This is a genomic window from Aeromonas sp. ASNIH7 (assembly GCF_002903485.1).
Classification (GTDB): Bacteria; Pseudomonadota; Gammaproteobacteria; order Enterobacterales; family Aeromonadaceae; genus Aeromonas; species Aeromonas caviae.
This window is the reverse complement of the sequence record NZ_CP026226.1, coordinates 399,219-420,927: the sequence shown is the minus strand read 5'-3', so window position 1 is coordinate 420,927 and position 21,709 is coordinate 399,219. Positions and strand designations below refer to the sequence as shown.

Annotated in this window: 19 protein-coding genes; 14 read left to right on the top strand and 5 right to left on the bottom strand. The window is 61.0% G+C overall.

Annotated elements, in window-relative coordinates:
* The first annotated feature begins 5 nt into the window (after nucleotides 1–5).
* From C2U47_RS01860 to C2U47_RS01850, 3 genes are all read left to right on the top strand, one after another.
* Nucleotides 6–1,643, top strand: a complete 1,638-nt coding sequence (locus C2U47_RS01860) for a PglL family O-oligosaccharyltransferase (protein ID WP_233735852.1) — start codon at nucleotides 6–8, stop codon at nucleotides 1,641–1,643.
* A gap of 263 nt (nucleotides 1,644–1,906) precedes the next feature.
* The gene (locus C2U47_RS01855) at nucleotides 1,907–2,560 is read left to right on the top strand and encodes a YceH family protein (protein WP_103261378.1); all 654 of its coding nucleotides are present in this window, start codon (nucleotides 1,907–1,909) and stop codon (nucleotides 2,558–2,560) included.
* 218 nt (nucleotides 2,561–2,778) lie between these two features.
* Nucleotides 2,779–6,615 (top strand): DEAD/DEAH box helicase, encoded by a 3,837-nt coding sequence (locus C2U47_RS01850; protein ID WP_103261377.1) that lies wholly within the window; start codon nucleotides 2,779–2,781, stop codon nucleotides 6,613–6,615.
* 81 nt (nucleotides 6,616–6,696) lie between these two features.
* Here C2U47_RS01850 and C2U47_RS01845 read toward each other — a convergent pair whose 3' ends face one another.
* Nucleotides 6,697–7,590 (bottom strand): DNA replication terminus site-binding protein, encoded by an 894-nt coding sequence (locus C2U47_RS01845; protein ID WP_103261376.1) that lies wholly within the window; start codon nucleotides 7,588–7,590, stop codon nucleotides 6,697–6,699.
* A 530-nt stretch (nucleotides 7,591–8,120) separates the two neighbouring features.
* Between C2U47_RS01845 and C2U47_RS01840 the strand changes: the two genes are divergently transcribed.
* The 7 genes from C2U47_RS01840 to C2U47_RS01810 all read left to right on the top strand — a co-directional run bounded on the left by C2U47_RS01840 (nucleotide 8,121) and on the right by C2U47_RS01810 (nucleotide 13,962).
* On the top strand, nucleotides 8,121–8,330 hold the full coding sequence (locus C2U47_RS01840; RefSeq protein ID WP_010675316.1) for a DUF1127 domain-containing protein: 210 nt from the start codon (nucleotides 8,121–8,123) through the stop codon (nucleotides 8,328–8,330).
* Nucleotides 8,331–8,599: 269 nt separating this feature from the next.
* Nucleotides 8,600–9,619: a succinylglutamate desuccinylase gene (gene astE, locus C2U47_RS01835; protein ID WP_048207984.1), complete on the top strand. Its 1,020-nt coding sequence runs from the start codon at nucleotides 8,600–8,602 to the stop codon at nucleotides 9,617–9,619.
* Nucleotides 9,620–9,890: 271 nt separating this feature from the next.
* Nucleotides 9,891–10,979: a pyruvate dehydrogenase (acetyl-transferring) E1 component subunit alpha gene (gene pdhA / locus C2U47_RS01830; protein ID WP_039040221.1), complete on the top strand. Its 1,089-nt coding sequence runs from the start codon at nucleotides 9,891–9,893 to the stop codon at nucleotides 10,977–10,979.
* Nucleotides 10,976–11,962, top strand: coding sequence for an alpha-ketoacid dehydrogenase subunit beta (locus C2U47_RS01825; protein ID WP_041213174.1), 987 nt, complete (start codon nucleotides 10,976–10,978; stop codon nucleotides 11,960–11,962). Before pdhA ends, C2U47_RS01825 begins: the two co-directional genes overlap by 4 nt.
* A 94-nt stretch (nucleotides 11,963–12,056) precedes the next feature.
* Nucleotides 12,057–13,157, top strand: a complete 1,101-nt coding sequence (locus C2U47_RS01820; protein WP_103261375.1) for a dihydrolipoamide acetyltransferase family protein — start codon at nucleotides 12,057–12,059, stop codon at nucleotides 13,155–13,157.
* 206 nt (nucleotides 13,158–13,363) lie between these two features.
* On the top strand, nucleotides 13,364–13,573 hold the full coding sequence (locus C2U47_RS01815; RefSeq protein WP_005302803.1) for a cold-shock protein: 210 nt from the start codon (nucleotides 13,364–13,366) through the stop codon (nucleotides 13,571–13,573).
* Nucleotides 13,574–13,650: 77 nt separating this feature from the next.
* Nucleotides 13,651–13,962 carry a hypothetical protein gene (locus tag C2U47_RS01810; protein ID WP_103261374.1) on the top strand — a complete coding sequence of 104 codons (312 nt, stop codon included), beginning with the start codon at nucleotides 13,651–13,653 and terminating at the stop codon, nucleotides 13,960–13,962.
* Here C2U47_RS01810 and C2U47_RS01805 read toward each other — a convergent pair.
* Nucleotides 13,949–14,197, bottom strand: coding sequence for a TIGR02647 family protein (locus tag C2U47_RS01805; protein ID WP_010675310.1), 249 nt, complete (start codon nucleotides 14,195–14,197; stop codon nucleotides 13,949–13,951). The genes C2U47_RS01810 and C2U47_RS01805 overlap by 14 nt on opposite strands.
* A gap of 246 nt (nucleotides 14,198–14,443) precedes the next feature.
* Between C2U47_RS01805 and C2U47_RS01800 the strand changes: the two genes are divergently transcribed.
* From C2U47_RS01800 to C2U47_RS01790, 3 genes are all read left to right on the top strand, one after another.
* A complete protein-coding gene (locus C2U47_RS01800; protein ID WP_103261373.1) occupies nucleotides 14,444–14,992 on the top strand; it encodes a hypothetical protein in 549 nt (182 codons plus the stop codon).
* Between the two features lie 94 nt (nucleotides 14,993–15,086).
* Entirely contained in the window at nucleotides 15,087–15,479 is a 393-nt protein-coding gene (locus C2U47_RS01795) for a DUF2750 domain-containing protein (protein WP_010675308.1), read from the top strand.
* A gap of 128 nt (nucleotides 15,480–15,607) precedes the next feature.
* Nucleotides 15,608–16,621: an IS110-like element ISAeca3 family transposase gene (locus C2U47_RS01790; RefSeq protein WP_052815087.1), complete on the top strand. Its 1,014-nt coding sequence runs from the start codon at nucleotides 15,608–15,610 to the stop codon at nucleotides 16,619–16,621.
* Between the two features lie 287 nt (nucleotides 16,622–16,908).
* Here C2U47_RS01790 and C2U47_RS01780 read toward each other — a convergent pair whose 3' ends face one another.
* The 3 genes from C2U47_RS01780 to tnpA all read right to left on the bottom strand — a co-directional run bounded on the left by C2U47_RS01780 (nucleotide 16,909) and on the right by tnpA (nucleotide 20,411).
* Entirely contained in the window at nucleotides 16,909–18,714 is a 1,806-nt protein-coding gene (locus tag C2U47_RS01780; RefSeq protein ID WP_199766852.1) for an extracellular solute-binding protein, read from the bottom strand.
* 135 nt (nucleotides 18,715–18,849) lie between these two features.
* Nucleotides 18,850–19,743, bottom strand: coding sequence for an EamA family transporter (locus tag C2U47_RS01775; RefSeq protein WP_010675306.1), 894 nt, complete (start codon nucleotides 19,741–19,743; stop codon nucleotides 18,850–18,852).
* 263 nt (nucleotides 19,744–20,006) lie between these two features.
* Nucleotides 20,007–20,411 (bottom strand): IS200/IS605-like element ISAs26 family transposase, encoded by a 405-nt coding sequence (tnpA, locus tag C2U47_RS01770; protein WP_010674034.1) that lies wholly within the window; start codon nucleotides 20,409–20,411, stop codon nucleotides 20,007–20,009.
* Between the two features lie 57 nt (nucleotides 20,412–20,468).
* Between tnpA and C2U47_RS01765 the strand changes: the two genes are divergently transcribed.
* The gene (locus C2U47_RS01765) at nucleotides 20,469–21,695 is read left to right on the top strand and encodes an RNA-guided endonuclease InsQ/TnpB family protein (protein WP_021141234.1); all 1,227 of its coding nucleotides are present in this window, start codon (nucleotides 20,469–20,471) and stop codon (nucleotides 21,693–21,695) included.
* Nucleotides 21,696–21,709 lie beyond the last annotated feature (14 nt).

The window sequence follows — 21,709 nt, the reverse complement described above, 5'->3', positions numbered from 1 at the left end:
TTTTCATGCACAACCCGGGCGGGGCAGGGCTCTATCTGCCGTTCAATGCCTGGGGCTGGATCTTCGCCAGCCTGGTGATGGCCCTGGGGCTGTGGTATGTGACCCTCAGCCAGCGACTGGTGATCTCGCCGCTGCTGACGGCCCAGTGGCTGGGGGGCATCTTGTTGTTGCTGCCCATGGCCTATCCGGGATTCGAGCTCAAGGACTATGCCATTCCCCGGCTGCTGGGGCTGTTTGCCGGCCTGCTGTTTCTGGCAAGCTTCTATCAGTGGCGATTCGGCCGCGAGGGGCGAGACAGGCTGCTCTATCTGCTGCTGGGGGCCGTTGCCATCGAGGCGCTGCTCGGCCTGGTGCAGTATTACCTGCTGGTGCCGGGCAACTGGATTGGGTACGACACCCAGACCAACCGCCCCTATGGCATCTTCCAGCAACCCAACGTGATGGCGAGCTTCATGGCGACCGGCCTGTCACTGGCCATCTGGCTGGAGCTGCGCGGTGATGCCAACCCCTGGCTCAAGGGGCTGCGCTATGGGGTGATCCTGGCCACTTCCCTGCTGCTGGTGGTCCTGCAATCGCGGGTCGGGCAACTGGGCGGTGTGATGGCTCTCTTGCTGCTGTCTGCCCAGCTGGGTCGTGAGCGGCGGCTGGGCCGGATGCTCGCACTGGTGGCCCTGGGCATTCTGCTTGGGCTTGCCTCGCAATACCTGATGGCCGGAGCCAGACGAGGGCTGGAGATCTACCAGTCCGGCGGCATGCGCTCCATCTATTGGCCCTACGCCGCCAAGCTGATTGCCCAGATGCCCTGGACCGGTTGGGGCTATGGCAGCTTCGAGTCGGTGTTTCTCCATCACTACATGGCCGACAAGGCGTTGAACCCGGCCATGGTGCAGATCGAGTACAACCTGGATCACCCCCACAACGAGTTTCTCTACTGGGCGGTGGAAGGGGGTCTGGCCCCCATGCTGGGCATGGTGCTGATGGGCGGGGCCCTGCTGTGGCGTCTGAGCCGGGCGGGCTGGGTCAAGGGCGCCGCCTTGCTTGCGCTGGTGACCCCCATCTTGCTGCACACCCAGACCGAGTACCCCTTCTACCACGCCATCGCCCTGTGGTGGGCGCTGCTGCTGCTCCTGTATGCGATGGATGCGGAGGTGGAGGAGCAAGGCCACGGTAACTGGCGCGACCATCTGTGCCGCCCCTGGTTGCTGCTGCGCTTCATGGCCATCGCCATTCCCCTGATCGTCATCCCCTTCATGCTGACCGCCCTGCATACCGCCTGGGTGGTGACCAAGTATGAGCGGGGCGGTTACAAGCAGCCTGCGCTCCTGCTCGACATCGTCAACCCCATGGCCTGGCTGACCCGGGTGGAGTTCGACGTAAACGCGGTGCGCCTCATGGTCGGTCTGCAGGCCAAGAACCAGGCGGAGCTTGAAGCCTACCTTGACTGGGGGCAGGCCTTCGTGCGCCATACCCCGAGGGCCAACATCTACGCCAACATGGTGATCGCCCTCAATGCCCTGGGGCGCACGGCGGAGGCGGACAACCTGCGGGCAAGCGCCCTGATGCTCTATCCGGGTGAGCCTTTGCTCACAGTGTCGGCCGCAAGAAAGGTGGCCGCGACCCTGGAGCGCAAGCCCTCTTCGTGAGGGCCGTTTCAATCTGTCAACCATCACGGCCGCCTTTGCGGCCGTGATGGTTTTTGTGCCCGCCTCGTTGAAGGGGGAGGGGGCTGGTTGCCAAAGAGGTTCCCGGCCATCCCTTCACCTCGCCTGCGCACCGCGGCCGTTTTGCTGTACAAGGTTGCAGCAAGGGTTTCATCGGCTCGCAAAAATGGGGTTATCTGCTGGACGGCGCAAGCGCCTTGGTTAAGATAAACGTCTTAACGTCTTGTTTGGCAAGGGAGTATGACATGGAGATAGTACTAGGCCCATTAGAGGCCCGCGTGATCGGCTGCCTGATTGAGAAAGAGATCTGCACGCCGGATCAGTACCCTCTCTCGCTCAATGCACTGGTCAATGCCTGCAACCAGAAGAGCAACCGGGAACCCGTGCTGGAGCTCGCCGAGCTGGATATTCGCGCCGTGATCGACGAGCTGATCCGCCGCCGTCTGGTGGTCAATACCGCCGGTTTCAACGCCAGGGTGCCCCGTTATCAGCATCGTTTCTGCAATACCGAGTTCGGTGAGCTGAAGTTCTCGGCCCAGGAGCTCGGCATTATCTGCGAACTCTTGCTGCGTGGCCCGCAGACCCCGGGTGAGCTGCGCTCGCGCACCAACCGGCTGTGCAGCTTTGACGATGTGACCGAAGTGGATGCCGTGCTGGCCACCCTCATCGAACGGGGGCCCTATGTGGTCAAGCTGCCCCGTGAGCCGGGCAAGCGGGAATCCCGCTACGCGCACCTGTTCAGTGGCGAGGTGGATCTGCAGGCGCTGGCCGACGCGGCGCCCGCTGGCAGCCTTGTGTCACCGGCGGCAGACAGACTGGCAGCGCTCGAAGAAGAGGTCGAGCACCTCAAGGGGCAGTTGCAGGGGCTGGAAGCCCGTCTGGCCCGGCTGGAAGGCTGAGCCAACAACCTGTCTCCAGAAGGCGCTGCGGCGCCTTTTTTGATGACCGCGCCCCTCCTGCGGCCCGTTGCCCGGTGACAGGGGCGAGTGCCCTGTCAGCCCTGTCGCTCGCGTACCCATCAAAGGCGCCAGCTTTTTTGCACTATTTCGCGCTTAAGGGTCGAGCCGCCGCCGCTTTCCCGTTAAAATTCCGCCTTTGCACTTGCCCGTGAGTTCTGATGTCAGCCTTCACCCTCTCTTCAGATTGCCATGCCCTGCTGTGCGAGCTGCAATTGCAGCGCGCCGCCAGCACTCGTTACCTGCAAGACACCCTCTATGCCCCGGGCGCACCCGGGCGTGCGCTGCTCGATACCCTCGATCAGTTGCAGCAGTGGGGGCTTGTCCGTCAACGAACGGAGCAGCAGTGGAGTCTGACGGCAGAGGGAACCCTGACCCTGATCCTGGCGGTGCGTGCGGGGGAGTGCCCCATGCCGCAGTGGTCCCGCATCCCTTCGGTCACGGGCCTGGAGCGGGCACAGGAGGTGGTGCGCGAGCTCTGTCTGGGAGACGCGGGGCAGATCCCGGCCTATTACCAGAGTGCCGAACTCCTGAGCCTCCTGGATCTCCCCGATGCTCCCCGCCTGCTGGCAGGCTCCAGCCCCGCCTGGCAGGCCCTGCTGCTCGAGCACTTTGCCCTGCAGGCCCTGCTTGACGCAGAGCCTGACGAGGGCTGGCCGCTGGCAACGCTGGTTGCCTCCTGCTCCCCGGCCCTCTCTGGCCAGATCCAGGCTCGCGCCCGAGAATGGGAGTGGCTCTGCGGTTCCTTTGGGGGCGAGGTAACCACTCACTGGCCTGCACTGCAACAACTGGCGCAGCAGGGGGATGAGCAGCCCCTGGCCGAGCGGCTGCTGGGGGCGCTTGGCCAGTGGCAGGGGCAAGAGGCGTCGCCCTGGCCCCGGATGTTCAGCGCCCTGCTCTGGCTCGGCTGGTTGCAACAGGCAGATCCGGTACAGGGGAGCGAGCAGCGCAAGAAGTGGCAGCGCAGTCTGGGCCATCACTCCCCCCTGCTGGCCGATCTGCTGGGGCAGTGGGCCGGAGATCGCCACGGCCAGGCGGTTGGCCTGTTCGATACCCTGCAACTGCCGCTGGAGGAGCTCCACTGGGGTTACCTCTGGCTCGATCTCTGCGCCCTGGCGCGCCACGGCGAGCAGAGCCCCCAGGTGACCATCTTGCACAAGTGGGACCTCTCCCACGTGCTGGACGCCGAGCCCCGGCATCGACTGATGGCCTTCTGCCAGGATCTGCTGCGACTCCTGCTGGGCCGGGAGGCCGCCCATTGGCCCCTGCGCGCGCTGCGCCCTGCTCAAGGGGAGGAAGAGGATGCCACCGAGGAGGAAGGCAAGGCCCCCGCCTCGGCAAGCTGGCTCAACTGGCTGCAGGGGTTGGGACGCTCGAGCGGGGTGCGCAAGCCCCAGGAGCGGTTGGTCTGGCTGCTCCACGCGGAGGGGCCTGAGCTTGAGTGCAAGATCCAGAAGCAGAGCACCAAGGGGGAGTGGACCGCCGGGCGAAGGGTCGATCCGGCCCTGCTTTCCACCCAGTACGCCAGCCTGCTGGACGAGGCGGACTGGGCACTGGTGCGCACCCTGCCGCGCAACATGGGCAAGCTGCCCCGGGATGCCTGGGTGCCCCTGGCAAGCCATCCTCGCCTCTTCAATGCCAAGGGGCAGAAGCTGCAACTGGCCGTCAGCGCCCCCCTGCTGCAACTGGTACAGAGCGGGGAGGGCATGAGTGCCAGACTACATCCTGCTCCCGCCGCCCGTGGTGCGCACATCGTCCCCCTGGCTCAGGATTTGTGGCAGCTTATTCTGACACCGCAGGCACTGCTGGACAGATTACCGGCCCTGGAGGCCATTCCGGCATTGCCGCCGGCCGGGCTCGAGGAGCTGCAACGCACGCTGGATGCGATCCCCGATCTCCCCTGGCACAGCCAGGTGGCGGGGCTCAGGGGCAATGCCGAGCTGGCCCCCTGGCCCGGCGTTCCCTCCGTCCTGCTCGACTGGCAGGAGGGGCAGCTCGTGGTCCAGCTGGTGACCCGGGAGGGGGACCTGCCTCCCTTGCCTCTGGGCAAGGGGGAGGCCATCGTGCGCCAGGGTATCCGGGAGTATCACTACTGGCAGCGGGATCTGGCTGCCGAGAAGGACGATGCCCAGCGCCTTCGCAACCAGTTACCCATTGGCCTGCCCGGCAACGAGTGGAAGCTGGACGGGGAGCAGGCGCTCACCCTGGTCAACGCCCTGCCGGAGTTGGTGGACGGCGGTGTGGTGGTGCACTGGCACCAGGACAGCGCCCGCCTCAAGAGCCTTGATGAGGCGGCCCTGAGCCTGCGCATCGAGCGGCGTCAGGACTGGTTCCAGGTGGAGGGGGCGCTCTCGCTGGACGAGCACCAGATCCTCGATCTTCGCCTCATCCTGCGCCAGCTGACACCGGGCCAGCGCACGGTGCAGCTCGACGATAAGACCAGCCTGATGCTGAGCGACAAGCTGGTGGAACGCCTCACCGTGCTCGGCGCCATGCTGGACAACGAGCAGCGCATCAACAACAAGCTGGCCTATCCGCTGGCCCGCCTGCTCTCCGTCATCACCACCGAGGGGGATGCCGCCTGGCAGAATCTCCAGCAGGAGTGGCAGCAGGAGGTGAGCTGTCCCCCTGAGCTGCTGACGGCGCTGCGGGACTATCAGAAGGAGGGGGTACGCTGGATGGCGACCCTGGCCCATCACGGCTTTGGCGCCTGTCTGGCCGATGACATGGGCCTGGGCAAGACCTTGCAGGCCCTCATCGTGCTGCGCATGCGTCAGCACCTGGGCCCGGCGCTGGTGGTGGTGCCCAAGTCAGTGGTCACCAACTGGCAGGAGGAGGTGGCCCGCTTTGCCCCCGAGCTCGAGGTGGTGGTGTTCGACCATCCCGCCGAGCGGGAGACCCTGATCCAGGGGGCCAGGGCCGGACAGATCGTCCTGGTCAACTACGGCATGCTCGGCAGTCTCTCCCAGGCGCTCAAGTCCCGCCGCTGGTCGAGCATGGTGCTGGACGAGGCACAGCAGATCAAGAATGCCGGTACCCAGCGCGCCAAGCTGCTGTTCCAGCTCGACGGGGATTTTCGCCTCGCCCTCTCCGGCACCCCCATCGAGAACCATCTGGGGGAGCTGTGGAGCCTGTTCAGCTTCATCAATCCCGGCCTGCTCGGGAGCCTCGGGGAGTTCAAGCGCCGCTTTGGCAAGGCGGTCAAGGATCCCCAGCACATGGCGATGCTGCGGGCGGTGCTCAGCCCCTTCATCTTGCGCCGCCTCAAGCAACAGGTGCTGACGGAGCTGCCGGACAAGACCGAGATCATCCATCACATCAGCCTCTCCCCCGAGGAGCGTCAGCTCTACGAGGCGACCCGGCGCGAGGTGGTGCAGCAGGTGCAAAGTGCCGATGGCCGTGCCCTGATGCATGTGCTGAGCGGCCTGACCCGGCTGCGCCGACTCTGCTGCTCCCCCCAGCTGGTGATGCCGGAGTGGTCCCAGACCAGCAGCAAGCTGGACGAGGCGATGGCGCTGCTAGACGAAGCCATCGATGGCGGCCACCGGGTGCTGGTGTTCAGCCAGTTTGTCGATCTGCTGAGCCTGCTGCGCAGCCGTATCGAACAGCGGCAGTGGGACTACTGCTATCTGGATGGGGGCTGCTCGGCCAAGTCCCGTCAGGAGTCCATCCTGCGTTTTCGCCACGAAACGGTGCCGCTCTTCCTCATCAGCCTCAAGGCGGGGGGGACGGGCCTCAACCTGACCCAGGCCGACACCGTGCTGCACCTCGATCCCTGGTGGAACCCGGCGGTGGAGGATCAGGCGAGCGATCGGGCGCACCGCATGGGCCAGACCCAGCCGGTGACCGTCTATCGCCTGGTGTGCGAGCAGACGGTGGAGGAGAAGATAGTGGCGCTGCACGACGAGAAGCGAGCACTGGCCGACGGCCTCCTGAGCGGCCAGTCCGAGGTGAAGGGGCTGGATGTGGAGAGCCTGCGGGCATTGCTGATGAGCTGACGGCGATGGGCTGTCGCCCGATGTGACAAGGGGAGCATCCGTGATGCTCCCCTTGTCGTTTGTGGCGGTGCCGAGTCTGCGCTACCCCTGATAGAGGTAGAGGTGCAGCCGCTCTATGATGGGGTCACCGCCAATCTTGCGATCCCGGCGTGCCTGGCGCAGCTTGGGCGGGTAGTGGCCCAGATGGGTGACGGCCGGCTGGGTATCGGAGCAGAGCAGCAGGGGAAGGCTCGCCTTGATCTGCTGCTTGCGGGGCTCCCGGTCCTGCCAGAGCAGGTTGATCATGGGGTGGGTTTTGACCGGCCTGCGGATCCGCAGGCCGGCATCCGCCGGCAGGCGGCGAATGTCGTATACCTCCTGATCCACCATCTTGCTCCACTCTTCGTTGTCAAAGAGCGCCGGTACATACCGGCGGCTTCGCTCCAGCATCTCCAGTACCTGCTCCCGGCTGAGGCGGCTGATGCTCTGCTTGTCGGCCCAGGTGAAGCCCAGCGAATGGAGATCCCCCTGAAGCCAGGTCAGCTTGCGATAGACCTGCAGGGTGATGACGCCGGGCAGGGCGCCGTGCACCAGCTCGAACTTCTCGTCCCGCCCGCCCGCCGCCTGTACCATGGCCTTGAAGGCGAGCTTGTGCGCGTTGATCTCCTCGATGACGGGTGCCAGCTCCCTGGCGCAGGCGGCAGGAAAGCGCAGCCAGCCGGGCAGACGGTGGGTCGCCTTGGTGGAGCAGCCGGGGCGGGCGCTGTGGTCCTGAAAGGCGGCGAGGGTGGCGGCCAGGGCCGCCTCGCCCGAGAGATAGCCCACCTCGATGGCCTCGATGGGCTCATGCTCTTCCCCCTGGGCCACGGCCGGGAGGGGATAGACATGAGCCTCCAGCAGGTCGAGCTGGCCCAGTTGCCGGGCAAGGCGTGCCAGCGACGCCTCCAGCAGGGCCATCTGTTGACGCAGAGCGGCGGTGGGGGTAAAGGTGTCCATCGGCAGATCCTGTGTGTGTGCCGCTCCCCTGTTCAGCATGGTGTTGGGACAACGTGGGGAGGCAGCATGATAAACCACTGTATAAATAACCATACCAGTATGATGGCAGGGTGCCAAGTGTCCGGTGCCACCCTGACGATGGGGGTGACATGGGGGCATCCGGTTCAGGTTGCCTGTTCGTATCTTTTTGTTAAATAACGATCTTGTTGCGATCTATTTGTTAACAAACCCTGGTGGCCGAGAGTTTGCACCCTGCTGACTCGCCGTCGTGCCGTGCATAGCTAGCGTGGGAAAGTGCATAGTTAGAAGTGGGTGGCGCAGGAGAAAATGCTGCCAGGCTGCCAGGGGGAAAGTTTAAGCGTTATTTCATTTTAAAATCATATGGTTATGGTTATTACCCTGGCGATATCAACCATTACTTTTACTAATGTCATGTATCAAAATTCGTCAATTGAGGCACCTCCCCGCCCTGACTAAGCTTTGCGCATCAAATCCGAGCCTTGCGCAGAACTAGAGAGAGGAGCCATATCATGGCCAACATGACTTATACCGAAGCCGGTTACCAGCATTCCAGCGAATCGAATCTGGTTGCTCGCGTCAAGATGACCGTCCTGACCTGGCTGGAACGCAGCCGCAGCCGTCGCCAGCTCTCCGAGCTGCCCGCCTACCTGCTCAAGGACATCGGTCTGAACGAAGCCGACCGCTATCAAGAGACCACCAAGCCGTTCTGGCGTGGTTGATCAGCCGGGCATGGATGCCTTGTTTTTCTGCTGATCCCAGGGGCATGCTGCCCGCCTGTCTGCCGAAGACATGCTGTCTTCACCTGCCGATACCCGTTCACCGCTTTCCCTCTTCCGTGTTTCCCCCCGCTTGATCCTGTTGCATGAGTTGTCACTCATTTTCACCATTTTTGTATCCTTACTGTTTGAATTTGTTTAAAAACTGATTTTAAGCCCGGTTGCCTTGCGTATAATCCGGCCATGGCATTCCAGACTAAAGGGTGAGACGGATGATTCCCCAGCATGACTTTTTGGCCCTGACGCGCCGCCATGAGTGGCAGCTCGAGCCTTTCGCCTTCAATCTGACCGACGGTACCCGGGTGAGCGTGTGGGATACCGGCGTGATCTGCCTGGAACCCGCTTCCGAGGCGGGGCAACCCGGGCACAAGGACATCGTCCTCTCCTGCGGCATCCACGGCAACGAGACCGCCCCCATCGAGATCTGCAACCAGTTGCTGACCCGGTTGCTCGCAGAGGAGCTCAAGGTTCGTCACCGGGTGCTCTTCCTCTTTGGCAACCCCGCCGCCATGAACCAGGGGGTGAGGGAGGTGGAAGAGAACATGAACCGCCTCTTCTCGGGCGCCCACAGCAAGGGGGAGGGGCTGTGCAACCGGGAGCGCATCCGCGCCATGCGTCTGGAGCAGTATGTGAGCCGCTTCTTTGCCGACTCGGCCAGGCCCCGTTACCACTACGATCTCCATACCGCCATTCGCGGCTCGCGCCACGAGAAGTTTGCCGTCTATCCCTTCCCCCACGAACGCCCCCACTGCAAGGAGCAGGTACGTTTCCTCGGTGCCTGCGGCGTGCGCACCATACTGCTCTCGAGCGGCCCGACCACCACCTTCAGCTATTACAGCTCGCACCAGCACGGCGCCCATGCCTTTACGGTGGAGCTGGGCAAGGTGCGGCCCTTCGGTGAAAACGACATGACCCGCTTCATCGAGGTGCGCCAGACATTGCAGGAGCTGGTGACCCAGGATGAGGTGGCCCTCGAGCCATGGCGAGCCGATGACTTCACCCTTTTTGCCATAGATCGGGTGATCAACAAGCAGTCGGAGCAGTTCCGCTTCCTGTTTGCCAGCGATGTGGACAACTTCACCGAATTTCCCCAGGGTTTTGTGCTGGCAGAAGATGGGGATCGGCAATACAGGGTAGAGAAACCGCGGGAGGCGGTGGTCTTCCCCAACGCCAACGTGGCCATCGGACAGCGCACCATGCTGCTGGTGGTACCCACCCGTTTGTGGGAGTGAATTGACGCCTTTTTGTCATGCTGATCCTGCGCCACGGGCGGTGGCAAGCAGCATGGCGGTGATGGGTATGATCCCGAACTCGATATGACAGGGAGCCTGAACAGGCTCCCTTCTTTGTTTATGCTCGCCGAAAATTCCGATTACCTTCGAAAATAAAAGAAGTTTCTACTGGTCTTACCTGGATGAATCTCGTTGCCCTTTGGTTAACATGTTGTTTACATTTTAAATGTCACCTCATGGTGGTGACGCTGACAACGGCAAGGAGCCAGTTATGACCCATGTCGACATCCCCTTCCTTCGTTACCTCGATGAGGAGGGGCGCCCGGTCGCGACACTGCCGACCTGGCTGGACAAGGCGATGCTGCACACCTTCTACCGCAACATGGTGATGGTGCGCAGTTACGACAAGAAAGCGATAGCACTGCAGCGAACCGGCAAACTCGGCACCTTTCCCTCCCATCTCGGGGCGGAAGCGGTGGGGATCGGGGTCGGGCTCGCCATGCAGCCAGAGGATGTCTATGTGCCCTACTACCGGGACATGCCCACTCTCTACGTGAGGGGCGTGCCCATGGAGCAGAACCTGCAGTATTGGGGCGGCGATGAACGGGGCAGTGTCTTCTACAAGGCCGATGGCGAGTTGTCGGAAGACTTGCCCATCTGCGTTCCCATCGCCACCCAGATCACCCATGCTGCCGGCATCGCGGCCGCCTTCAAGCTGCGCAACCAGCCCAGGGTCGCCGTGGTGACCATCGGCGATGGCGGCACCTCCAAGGGAGACTTTCTCGAGGGGCTCAACTGTGCCGGTGTCTGGCATCTCCCCATGGTGATGATCATCAACAACAACCAGTGGGCCATCTCGGTGCCGCGCAAGTTGCAGTCGAGCGCGCCCACCCTGGCCCAGAAGGGCATAGGGGCCGGGGTGCGCAGCCTCCAAGTGGACGGCAATGACGTGGTGGCGGTCTATGAGGCGACCCGCGCCGCCGTCGAGCGGGCTCGCAGCGGCAAGGGGCCGACGCTCATCGAAGCCGTCAGCTACCGGCTCGGGGATCACACCACCGCCGATGATGCGACTCGCTATCGTGACGGCGCCGAGGTGGAAGCGGCCTGGGCCAGGGAGCCGGTCAAGCGGCTGCGCCAGTTCATGTTTGAACGGGGCTGGTGGGACGAGCAGCAGGAACAGGCGCTGCTGGCAGAGGCGGGCCGGGAAGTGGAACGCGCCGTTGCCGCCTACGAGGCCATCACGCCCCAGGCGCCGGAGACCCTGCTCGATTACCAGTTTGCCGAGCTGCCGAAGGCCTATCTTGCCCAGCGCAAGCGCATCATCGCCAAGGGCATGCAGCAGAGCGGGGAGGGACTATGAGCGATATCACGCTGCTCGAAGCGATCAATCTGGCATTGCACCACGAGATGGCACGCGATCCTGATGTGGTGGTACTGGGGGAGGATGTGGGGGTCAACGGCGGTGTGTTTCGCGCCACAGTGGGGCTTCGCGATAAATTCGGGTTCAAGCGGGTCATCGATACGCCGCTGGCCGAAGGACTCATCGCCGGAGTGGCGGTGGGCATGGCGACCCAGGGGCTCAAACCCGTGGCCGAGTTCCAGTTCCAGGGCTTCATCTTCCCGGGCATGGAGCAGATCATCTGCCAGGCGGCACGGATGCGAAACCGGACCCGTGGCCGTGTCACCTGTCCCATCGTCTACCGCTCCCCCTACGGCGCCGGCATCCATTCGCCCGAGCACCACAGCGAGAGCGTCGAGGCCCTGTTTGCCCATATCCCCGGGCTGCGGGTCGTTATCCCTTCGAGCCCGAAGCGAGCTTACGGCCTGCTGCTGTCGGCTATTCGGGATCCGGATCCCGTGATGTTCTTCGAGCCGGATCGCATCTATCGCTCCATGAAGTCGGATGTGGTGGATGACGGCATCGGCCTGCCGCTGGATGTCTGCTTTACCCTGCGTCCCGGCCGGGACATCACTGTGGTGGCCTGGGGAGCCTGCATCCAGGAAGTCATGCGGGCGGCGAACCTGCTGGCGGAGCAGGACATCCAGTGCGAGGTGCTGGATCTTGCCACCATCAAACCCCTGGACATGGAGAGCATCCTGACCTCGGTACGCAAGACCGGGAGGTTGCTGGTAGTACACGAAGCCTGTGGCAGTTTCGGGGTGGGTGCCGAAATCGTGTCCCAGGTGACCGAAGAGGCGATGACTGCCCTCAAGGCGCCGCCAAGACGCCTCACCGGCGTGGATGCCGCCGTCCCCTACTATCGCAGCGAGGAGTATTACCTCATCACCGAGCAGGAGATCGCGCAGGCAGCTCGGCAACTGATGGAGAACCAGTGGCTATGACGCGCGACAGGTACGGATGCGCAAGTGCCTGGGCCACAGGGCTCCATGGTGTCTGTCAATGTTTGGTGATGTCCCAGCAGAGGGAGAGCAGGTCATGAAATTTTTCAAATTGCCGGATCTGGGCGAAGGACTGGCCGAGGCCGAGATCGTCGAGTGGAAGGTGAGCGCCGGTGATACGGTGCAGGTAGATCAGGTACTGCTGTCGGTGGAGACGGCTAAGGCGTTGGTGGATGTGCCCTCGCCGGTGGCCGGGGTCATCGCCAGATTGTGCGGGCAGGAGGGGGACATCCTCCACATCGGGGCACCGTTGGTGGAGTTTGAAGGGGGCGAGGATGACGGCACCGTCGTTGGCAAGGTCAGCGCCCATCAGCAGCATATCGAGGATCATTTCGTGGTGGGGGCCATGGCGCCCGGCGGTACGTTGGTGCAAGCCATGCCAGCGGTCCGTCTGCTGGCGCAAAAACTGGGGCTGGACATCGACAAGGTCAGGGGAACCGGCAGCGCTGGCATGGTGACCGAGCAGGATGTGCAACAGGCGTTCGAGGCCCAGCAGGAGAGCGGCAACGAATTCCTGAAAGGCTCGCGCCGGGCCATGGCCAAGGCGATGGAGCTCTCGCACCGGACTGTGGTGCCGGTGAGCATCACCGACGAAGTGGACTTGCGCCACTGGCGCCCGGATGAAGATGTGACTGTGCGCCTTATCAAGGCGATCGGCGTGGCGTGTCGGGCCGAACCCTCCATGAATGCGTGGTTTGACGGAGAGACCCTGTCGCGGCGTCTGTTCAGGGAGGTCAATGTGGCCATCGCGGTTGACTCCAAGCATGGGCTCTATGTGCCCGTGATGGAGAACGTGGCTGAACGGGACTCGGCTGACATACGGCAGGGACTGGATCGGATGATCGCCGATGTCAAGGCCCGTGCCGTGCCGCGGGAAATGCTGCAGGGGGCAACCATCACCCTCACCAACTTTGGCGCCATCGCTGGCCGTTACGCCAGCCCCATCGTCACACCACCCCAGGTGGCCATCATAGGTGCGGGCAAGTTGTTCGAGAAGGTGGTGTTCATCCACGGTGAGGCGCGCCCGGTGCGTGCACTTCCCTTGTCGATGACGTTTGACCACAGAGCCTGCACCGGTGGAGAGGCGGCTCGCTTCCTCAAAGCCTTGGTCCAGGCACTGGAGTCGGCACAGGTCTGACCCGCTGTACCCCGCCGCTGGCGGGGTACAAATTTGTTTGCGTAATCGACAAAGGCACGTATAATGTTAACCAGCTTGAAAAGGCGATAGTTATGTCAATGAATATGATGTTTTACATCTTTTCCTGTTGTTCATAAGTAATCCCGTTTTTTGAGCTTTATCCGCTGAAAAGCATAAGTAATTATTTTGAATACAGGTTTAAAGATATGTCTAACATGATCACCGGTACCGTTAAGTTTTTCAACGAAACCAAAGGTTTTGGCTTCATCCAGCAAGAAAACGGCCCGGACGTTTTCGTTCACTTCAGCGCCATCCAAGGTAACGGCTTCCGTACCCTGGCTGAAGGTCAGCGCGTACAGTTCTCTGTGACCCAAGGTCAAAAAGGCCCGCAGGCTGAGAACGTAACTGCTCTGTAATTCTTGCAGAATTTAAGAAAGCCGTGGTACCTCTGGTGCCACGGCTTTTTGTTTTCATGGCTTCATCAATACGCGTCATGGCCCTGCTCTCCTCCCTTTTGCTGACCGTGGCGTTGACCGGTCAGGCCAGCCCGCCAACGCCGGATCCTGCGGTGAATGATGCCGTGTCCGTGTGTCAACAGTTTGTACATGTTCGCCTGGGAAACGCGGTGAAACCCGATGAGATCAGGGTACAGCCGGTGCCAAAACGGGCGGGAGAGTGGCTGGTCGATGGCAAGATAAAAGGACCCGAAGGTCCTTTGCTGTTTGCTTGTCTGCTGCGACAAGGAGAGCGCTGGGAGTTGCTCAACTTCTCGCTCTGGGCACCACAACCGCTCAATTCGGCTTGAGTGCGACCAGCAGGTGTTGGAGATGCTCCAGCATGGTCATGCCGAAAGGGGTCAGATAGCCGCCATCTGCCGCGGTGATCAGGCCCTGGCTGTGCAGGCGCGCTGCCGCCTGGCAAAGCGCTTCCGACATGTCGCTGCGCAGCTTGATCCCCAGGCTCATGTTGGCCGGATCAAAACACGCCAGTATTTTCAGCTCATTCACAAAATCGTCAGAAACCTGGTTGATCCCACTCATGGATGCACTCCTTACGCTAAAGATGTATGCAACCTAGCATCCCCGGTGCCTCTTTAGTGGGCGCTGGCTCAAACAATTGGCCTTTATCGGGGCAGCTCTGGTTCAAACGCTGCTTTTTTGGACGCTTTCTATCACCGGTCCGGCTGGACGCAAACGCCCCCAGCAAGGCAAACATGCTAGAATGGCACCCTCGTTCACCCTCATGACCAGGCGTGATGCCAGGTCATCTTGTTCAAGGCGCGTCTCATGATCACTGTCACTCTGGTCTCTCTGCTGCACTCTCTGGGTCCCCGTTTTCCTGTTTATGCTCCCTCCTTGCTGCTCCCTCTCCTAGCGCAACATCAAGGAGATCTCTGGCTGCCGGCCATTCGCGGAGAAGACGTGACGACCCTGCGTCAGCATGGCAAGGATGCCCAGAGTCTGGCTACCTTGTCGGCAGGCTGGTGCGAGTTCGCGGCCCAGAGCAACGAGACGCCGGAGCTCGATGCGCTGGCAAGTTACGATGAGGAGATGCTGGACAACCTGCAGATGTACTGGCGCCACCCGAGCAAGATAAACAGCCCGATCACCGATAACCTGTTCGAGCTCCGCCGTGAGGTGGTGGACGAGGCCCATGGCGGCAAGCTGGTTGCTGCCTGGAGTGCCGCCCAGCAAGCACGGTTTGAGCAGATCATGGTGGGGGTCGCTGCGGGGCGGGATCAGCTCTGCTTTGTGGAGGTGGAGTCCGCCTATTGGCTGAGGGAGCGACTGGGTGAGACCGCGGGACTCCGGCTGTTGACCCCCGAGCTGGGGTGAGGCGATGGAAAGACGGATGACCTATTACTCCTGCTGGACAAGGGGTCGGCAAGATGTGAACATGTCGCCCTTTATTGAACGAGAGACTTGACCGATGAGCTATGAACTTAGCGACACCGAGCGCAATGCCGCGCTGCAACTGAACGCCGATTACCGCTTTGATCACTTCATCAGCAAGCTGGTCGAGCACGAAGAGCTGTTTGTCCTGACCGACGAACACGGCGTCATGATGCTGACGACCGAAGAGGAAGATTGCATCCCGGTATGGCCGCATCCCGACTACGCCAAGGCCTGGGCCGAAGGGGAGTGGGCCGAGTGCAAGCCGCAGTCCATCACCCTCAAGGTGTGGCTGGATCGCTGGGTGGACGGCATGGAGCAGGATGATCTCTGCGTGGCCGTGTTCCCGACGCCGGATCAGGAAGGCATTGTGCTGGACCCGGCCGACGTCGCCGACGCCATTGCGCAAAAGCAGGCCAAACGCGGCTGAGCGCCCTCTGCCTGGTGCCATCCCGGTTGTAACAAAGACCCCGCCAATGTGCGGGGTCTAATGAGATGGTCACCCCCACCCTGTGAGCGGTACGCTGACAGGGTGTTTTTCTTTCAGGAGAGGCCATCATGGAAAACGTTGCGCTTATTGGTATTGATCTCGGTAAACACTCTTTTCACATTCACTGTCAAGACCGGTTCGGCAAGGCTCTTCTTCGCAAGAAGTTCAACCGGACAAAGCTCATCGAATCCCTCGCAACTTTTCCTGTATGCACCATCGTCATGGAGGCATGTGCCGGAGCCCATTACATGGCTCGTCGGCTGGCTGAATTTGGGCATGAGAGTAAGCTCATTTCGCCTCAATTCGTGCGCCCATTCGTCAAGAGCAACAAGAACGACTTCATCGATGCTGAAGCTATTTGCGAGGCCGCCTGCCGTCCCTCCATGCGGTTTGTAACGCCCAAGACCGAAAGCCAGCAAACGTTGGGAGCACTGCATCGTGTGCGCGAATCGTTTGTGCGCGATCGGGTTAAGGCATCGAACCAGATACACGGCTTTTTACTCGAATTTGGCATCAGTCTGCCCGTCGGTCATGCCGCCATCAAGCGCCTGCCTTCTGTGATGGCTGAACACGAGTTACCAGCGCGACTGATTACCATGTTGGAGAGGCTGCATGCCCATTTCAAGTATCTGGAGCAGCAAATTGCCGAGATCGACAAGGAACTGGCCAGCCAGCTTGGCGATGACGATCTTGGTCAGCGTCTGATGACAATCCCTGGTGTCGGCCCGATCACTGCCAGCGTGTTGGCCGCCGAGCTCGGTGACGGAAAACACTATCGATGTAGTCGTGATTTCGCGGCGTCAGTCGGATTGGTGCCACGCCAGTACAGTACTGGGGGCCGGGCAAACCTGAAGGGTATCAGCAAGCGTGGCGACAAAAATCTTAGACGATTGTTGGTGCAATGTGCACGAGCCTATATGCAACGGCTAGAGCGGCAAACGGGACGATTGGCTGATTGGGTCAGGTCTATGTTGACTCGGCGACATTCGAATGTTGTGGCTTGTGCACTAGCCAACAAGTTGGCCCGCACGGCTTGGGCGCTGGCGGCACGGCATACCGAATTTCGGGCAATGCCAACCTGACGCGCCCCTATTTACTTTTGTACTGACACACCCACCTGGTTTTGCGACTGTGATATTGGATGACGTGCACGGCATACCGGCCTGACTGATAACCTGGCAAAAGAATAGGCTTTCTAGGCCGAGGGTCTTTTTAGGACAGTCAGGCGCGATTCTCATCGTGGCGCGGAGAACATTCTCCATCAAGACGCCGGATAGATTTAAGCAAGCCAACCACAACACCCGAAATCAAGGTTGCAAAAAAGGGGGTGACCATAGATTTTGTTTTAGGGCTGATGGTGCCAGCTGCCCTATTTTTGCTGGTAGGTGGTATCCGTGATGGTCACTGGCGGGAAGGTCTGCCCCCCTTTGATGGCGGCCCGGGTCTGCGCCTTTGCCGCTTCGTCAATCCAGAGCAGGCCGCCAAAGCTGTAACCCGAGTTGGAGCCGTCGAGGGGCCAGTAGAGCAAGTCGCTCTGGGGGGTTGCCGGCACCTTGGGCAGGCGTATCCAGCGCCAGGCGCCGGCCCGGGTATAGGGCACCTGATAGGCGGGGACGAAGCTGGCTAGCTCATAGAGTCGCTCCTGGATCTGGCGGGAGAGGTCGGCCTTCTTGCCGAAATCGAACGCCTTGTCGTATTGCTCCACCAGGGCCGAGATCCTGTCGTCATCGATGTTCATGATGTTGTTGGTCTGGGGCTTGTTGGCATTGACCCTGTGGAAGTGTTCCCAATAGGCGGGATAGCGACCACCGCTCCAGGCCATCCAGGCACTCTGGTGTTTTTTCTCCAGCATGGATTTGAAGCCGGCCGATGCATCCATCAGATTGAGCTCGAGGTTGAGCCCCGCCTTTTTCGCCTCTTCCCGCAGCAGGGTGAGGCGCTGGGCATGCTCCGCCGTGGTGTAGGTGATGCTGAGGGAGAGGGGCTGGCCCTTGTCGTTTCGCAAGATGCCATCCGGTCCGGTCTTGGTAAAGCCCGCCTTGGCAAAGAATTCGCGAGCAAGTGCGGGATCGAAGGGGCGCGCCTTGAGGTCGGTATTGGTGAACTCTCCCTGGCCCGAGCCATAGGTGTTGAGACGCTGGTAGTCCCCCCGCAGCAGGGTCGCGATCATCTTGTCCAGGGCGAGGGCGTGCTGGATGCCGAGTCTGACGTCGAGATTGCTCAGCAAGGGATCGGCGGTGTTGAGATAGAGCCCCATGGGGGGCTGAGGCGTCTGGTTGTAGAACCAGAGCCGCTCGATATAACCCTTCTCGAATTCGGCGGTCTTGCTCTTGTCGTGCCACCAGTTGGGCATCACGAGGGGGAAGGTATCGAGCTCACCGCGCAGGAAGTGCTGCCAGGCGATGTTCTGATCCCTGAGCACCTTGATCTCGATGCGATCCGGATTGAAGCGGTGCTGGAAGTAGCGCTCGTCGTTCCCCCACCAATCCTTGACCCGGTCGAAGGTAACCGACTTGCCCTTCTTGAGCTCGCCAATCTGGTAGGGGCCGGTGACCGGCAGCACCTTCCAGTTGTACTCCTTGACCCAGTTGGCGGTCAGCTTGATGGCGTGGCTGGGCTCCGGGGTGAAGGGGAGAGCTTCGAGCAGATCTTCCCGGCTCTTCTCGGTGCCGCTGGTGATGGCGAGGGTGTGATCGTCAAACTTGGTCACTTCGCTTATCTGGGTGCTGTAGTAGTTGTTGTACCAGGGGTCGTTGATCTCCTTGCTGCGCATCATCTTGAGGGTGAAGACCCAGTCATCCGCAGTGACGGGCTGGCCGTCCGACCAGCGGGCCTTGGGGTTGATGCGAAAATAGAGCGTCTTGTTATCCGCGCCGAAAGCCCACTGGTTGGCCAGCATGGGGATGGGATTGCGCGTCACGGGATGGGTGCTCAGGAGCGGCAGGTTGGTCTCGCGCACGTAGGCTGCAAAGCCGCCGTTGGAATCCGGCCCGTATTTGCGCAAGGTGAGCGGAAAGCTCGACATGAAATCCCGGAAGGTGCCGCCTCGCTTGGCCTCGGGGTCTGCATAGACGGGGTCGGTGTCGTTGCTCTCCCATTTGAGATCTGCCGGCAGGGTGGCACTCCAGCCGAACGGGCTCCAGCAGAAGGGGAGCAGCATGGCCGTGACCCGCATGATGCCTGGTAAAGAGGGAATGATCGAAAGTGACGGATGACGCATGTCCTTGCTCTCCTGATGATGGCATCCTGCCGAAATAACGGGGTGGGCCCAAGAGGGCCTGACCCATGATGGGAAGTTTCCCGGGCGAGGTCAATCCTCGGTTTGGGTCTTCAAGAAGCGCATCTTGCCCCCCAGCAGATGCACCACGAAGCCGAGCAGCACCAGACCCGAGCCCAGCCATTGCAGGGGAGTGGGGTGTTCATCGAGCAGCAGGGCGGCGGCCACCATGCCGACACAGGGCACCAGCAGGGAGAGGGGGGCAACCTGGGCCACCGGATAGCGCATCAGCAGCCTCCCCCACAGGCCATAACCGAGCCAGGTGGCGATAAACGAGAGATAGAGCACGCACAAGACGCCCTGCCAACGGATGTTGAGCAGGCTGCTTGCGATGAGTTCGGGCCCCTCGAACAGCCAGGAGAGCGCGAAGAAGGGCAGGATGGGCACCAGCCCGCCCCAGGCGACCAGGCTCGGCAGAGAGGTGCGATAGCGCAGACCTATCTGGCGATTGATGACGTTGCCAAGGCCCCAGCAGGCGGCTGCGCACAGCGTCAGCACAAACCCGATGAGGGTGAGGTTGCCCTCGCCATGGGTGGCAATGAGATAAAGACCTGCTCCCGCCAGCGGCAGTGCCACCCAGTGGTGGGGCTGCCAGCGCTCTCCCAGCCAGATCATGGCGAACAGCAGGGTGAAGACCACCTGGGATTGCAGCACCAGGGAGGCCATGCCGGCGGGCATGCCGAATTTCATGGCGCAGAACAGGAAGGCAAACTGGCCCAGGCTGATGGCACCGCCATAGGCCAGCAGCCAGCGCCAGGGCATGGCAGGCCTGGGGACCAGTAGAATGGCGGGGAAGACGACGCCGACGAAACGCAGTGCTCCCAGCAGCAGTGGGGGGATGCCTTCCAGCCCCCACTTGATGGCAACGAAGTTGAGTCCCCAGCAGAGAATGACCAGGGCGGCCAGACACTTGTCCTTGGTTTGCATGCAGCATCCTTGTTTGAGCGGCGCCGGCACGGCAGGGCGCCGAAGGGGTCGAGCATACCTGCTACAGGGTGGGCACCGTCAAGGGCGCAGGTGTATGCCGGGCGAGTGCGCGCGGGCTAAGCTAAAAGTGAGTGCCCGGATTGACGGGCTGGTGTCGATGGCTGACCGGAGGTATTCCATGAGCGACCATACCCTGCTGCCCCATCTTAAATGCGAAAGGGGACTCCCTCCGACGTAGGTGGGAGGGGAATTTCGCCGGGGCGTCAGCCCCGCTGGTTTTGAATGTATTGCTTGATCACCTCCAACGGTGCTCCGCCGCAAGAGCCCGCAAAGTAAGAGCGTGACCAGAGTACGGGTTTGCTGTAAGCACCTCTCAAGTCCAGAAATTCATTACGCAGTCGCCTTGATGTGACCGCCTTTAACGAGTTCACCAGTACCGATAGCTGTACCGTTGGCGCGTACTCTATCAGCATGTGAACATGATCAGCCTCTCCGTCACACTCTTTCAGTTCCGCACCAAAATCTCTGCAAACCTCTGCCGCACACTGACCGAAGGAGGCGTGATGCAGATCCCCCAATATCGGCTTTCGATACTTGGTGATAAACACCAAATGTACGTGCAAAACGTAGGCCGCATGGCGTGATTTATTAATTTTAGTGAATTGCATTCTGTCACTCAATCGGGCTTAATAGATATGGCAATAATGCTACACACTGAGCGCTAAATGCAAATTCTGAAAGCCTACAAATTCCGACTCGAACCGACCGAACAACAAGCGCAACGCCTGCGCCAGTTGGGCGGTTGTGCTCGTTATGTCTGGAATCACGGGCTGGCAGAAACCAAACGCATTCTGGATGCTGGCGAAAAACTGCCTTCTGCCTTTGAGCTGAACAGGATGCTCACCAGTTGGAAGAAAGACCCAGAAATGGCCTTTCTGGCCGAGGCATATACCGACAACCTCCAGCAGAAGCTCAAGGATTTGCATGGCGCGTGGATGCGCTGCTTTGATAAGAAACTCGCCGCCAAGGCACCCGTATTCAAGAAAAAAAGCGACAACCGCGACGCTATCCGGTTCGTCAACTTCGACAAGTATTGCCGCCTTGAAAAGGGTCGAGTGAAGCTGCCTGCCGGGCTGGCGTGGGTCAAGTTCCGTCAGTCCCAGCCAGTTGAAGGGAAAATTAAAAACGCGACCGTCAGCCAAGCAGCCGGGCACTGGTATATCTCCTTTCAGGTCGAGCAGGAGACGCTTGAGCCAATTCACCCCTCCGGCTCAATGGTCGGGCTGGATGCGGGGATCGCCAAGCTCGCAACCCTGTCAGATGGCACGGTGTTTGAGCCCGTCAACAGCTTCAAAACCAATCAGACCAAGCTGGCAAGGCTCCAACGCCAGTTGAGCAAAAAGGTAAAGTTCAGCAGCAACTGGAAGAAACAAAAAGCCAAGATCCAGCGGCTGCATTCACATATCGCTAATACCCGCCGCGATTACCTTCACAAGGTCACAACGACTATCAGCAAAAACCACGCGATGATCGTCATTGAGGATTTGAAGGTTGCCAGCATGTCAAAATCAGCAGCGGGCACGACCAGCCAGCCGGGGCGCAACGTCCGGGCAAAATCAGGGCTGAATCGTTCGATATTAGATCAGGGCTGGTTTGAGCTGCGCCGCCAGCTCGAATATAAGCAGGCATGGCGAGGCGGTCAGGTGTTGGCGATAAACCCGGCCTACACCAGCCAGCAGTGCGCCTGTTGTGGGCATACTGCGAAGGATAACCGCCAGACGCAAAGCCAGTTTAAATGCGCTGCGTGTGGTTATGAGGCGAACGCCGATGTGAACGGCGCTCGCAATATTTTAGCGGCGGGACACGCCGTTTTAGCCTGTGGAGGCGTGGTGCAATCAGGCCGCCCGATGAAGCAGGAACCCGGTACTGCGCGAGCAGCTATCACCCAGTAATGGGAATCCCCCTC

Bases quoted from the DNA above. Each gene is read 5' to 3' on its own strand.
- pdhA (WP_039040221.1), top strand. From the start codon at position 9,891: ATGACCCATGTCGACATCCCCTTCCTTCGTTACCTCGATGAGGAGGGG.
- C2U47_RS01800 (WP_103261373.1), top strand. From the start codon at position 14,444: ATGATCACTGTCACTCTGGTCTCTCTGCTGCACTCTCTGGGTCCCCGT.
- C2U47_RS01795 (WP_010675308.1), top strand. From the start codon at position 15,087: ATGAGCTATGAACTTAGCGACACCGAGCGCAATGCCGCGCTGCAACTG.
- C2U47_RS01765 (WP_021141234.1), top strand. From the start codon at position 20,469: ATGCAAATTCTGAAAGCCTACAAATTCCGACTCGAACCGACCGAACAA.
- C2U47_RS01860 (WP_233735852.1), top strand. From the start codon at position 6: ATGCACAACCCGGGCGGGGCAGGGCTCTATCTGCCGTTCAATGCCTGG.
- C2U47_RS01840 (WP_010675316.1), top strand. From the start codon at position 8,121: ATGGCCAACATGACTTATACCGAAGCCGGTTACCAGCATTCCAGCGAA.
- tnpA (WP_010674034.1), bottom strand. From the start codon at position 20,411: ATGCAATTCACTAAAATTAATAAATCACGCCATGCGGCCTACGTTTTG.
- C2U47_RS01805 (WP_010675310.1), bottom strand. From the start codon at position 14,197: ATGAGTGGGATCAACCAGGTTTCTGACGATTTTGTGAATGAGCTGAAA.
- C2U47_RS01810 (WP_103261374.1), top strand. From the start codon at position 13,651: ATGGCCCTGCTCTCCTCCCTTTTGCTGACCGTGGCGTTGACCGGTCAG.
- astE (WP_048207984.1), top strand. From the start codon at position 8,600: ATGATTCCCCAGCATGACTTTTTGGCCCTGACGCGCCGCCATGAGTGG.
- C2U47_RS01790 (WP_052815087.1), top strand. From the start codon at position 15,608: ATGGAAAACGTTGCGCTTATTGGTATTGATCTCGGTAAACACTCTTTT.
- C2U47_RS01775 (WP_010675306.1), bottom strand. From the start codon at position 19,743: ATGCAAACCAAGGACAAGTGTCTGGCCGCCCTGGTCATTCTCTGCTGG.
- C2U47_RS01820 (WP_103261375.1), top strand. From the start codon at position 12,057: ATGAAATTTTTCAAATTGCCGGATCTGGGCGAAGGACTGGCCGAGGCC.
- C2U47_RS01855 (WP_103261378.1), top strand. From the start codon at position 1,907: ATGGAGATAGTACTAGGCCCATTAGAGGCCCGCGTGATCGGCTGCCTG.
- C2U47_RS01780 (WP_199766852.1), bottom strand. From the start codon at position 18,714: ATGCGGGTCACGGCCATGCTGCTCCCCTTCTGCTGGAGCCCGTTCGGC.
- C2U47_RS01850 (WP_103261377.1), top strand. From the start codon at position 2,779: ATGTCAGCCTTCACCCTCTCTTCAGATTGCCATGCCCTGCTGTGCGAG.
- C2U47_RS01825 (WP_041213174.1), top strand. From the start codon at position 10,976: ATGAGCGATATCACGCTGCTCGAAGCGATCAATCTGGCATTGCACCAC.
- C2U47_RS01815 (WP_005302803.1), top strand. From the start codon at position 13,364: ATGTCTAACATGATCACCGGTACCGTTAAGTTTTTCAACGAAACCAAA.
- C2U47_RS01845 (WP_103261376.1), bottom strand. From the start codon at position 7,590: ATGGACACCTTTACCCCCACCGCCGCTCTGCGTCAACAGATGGCCCTG.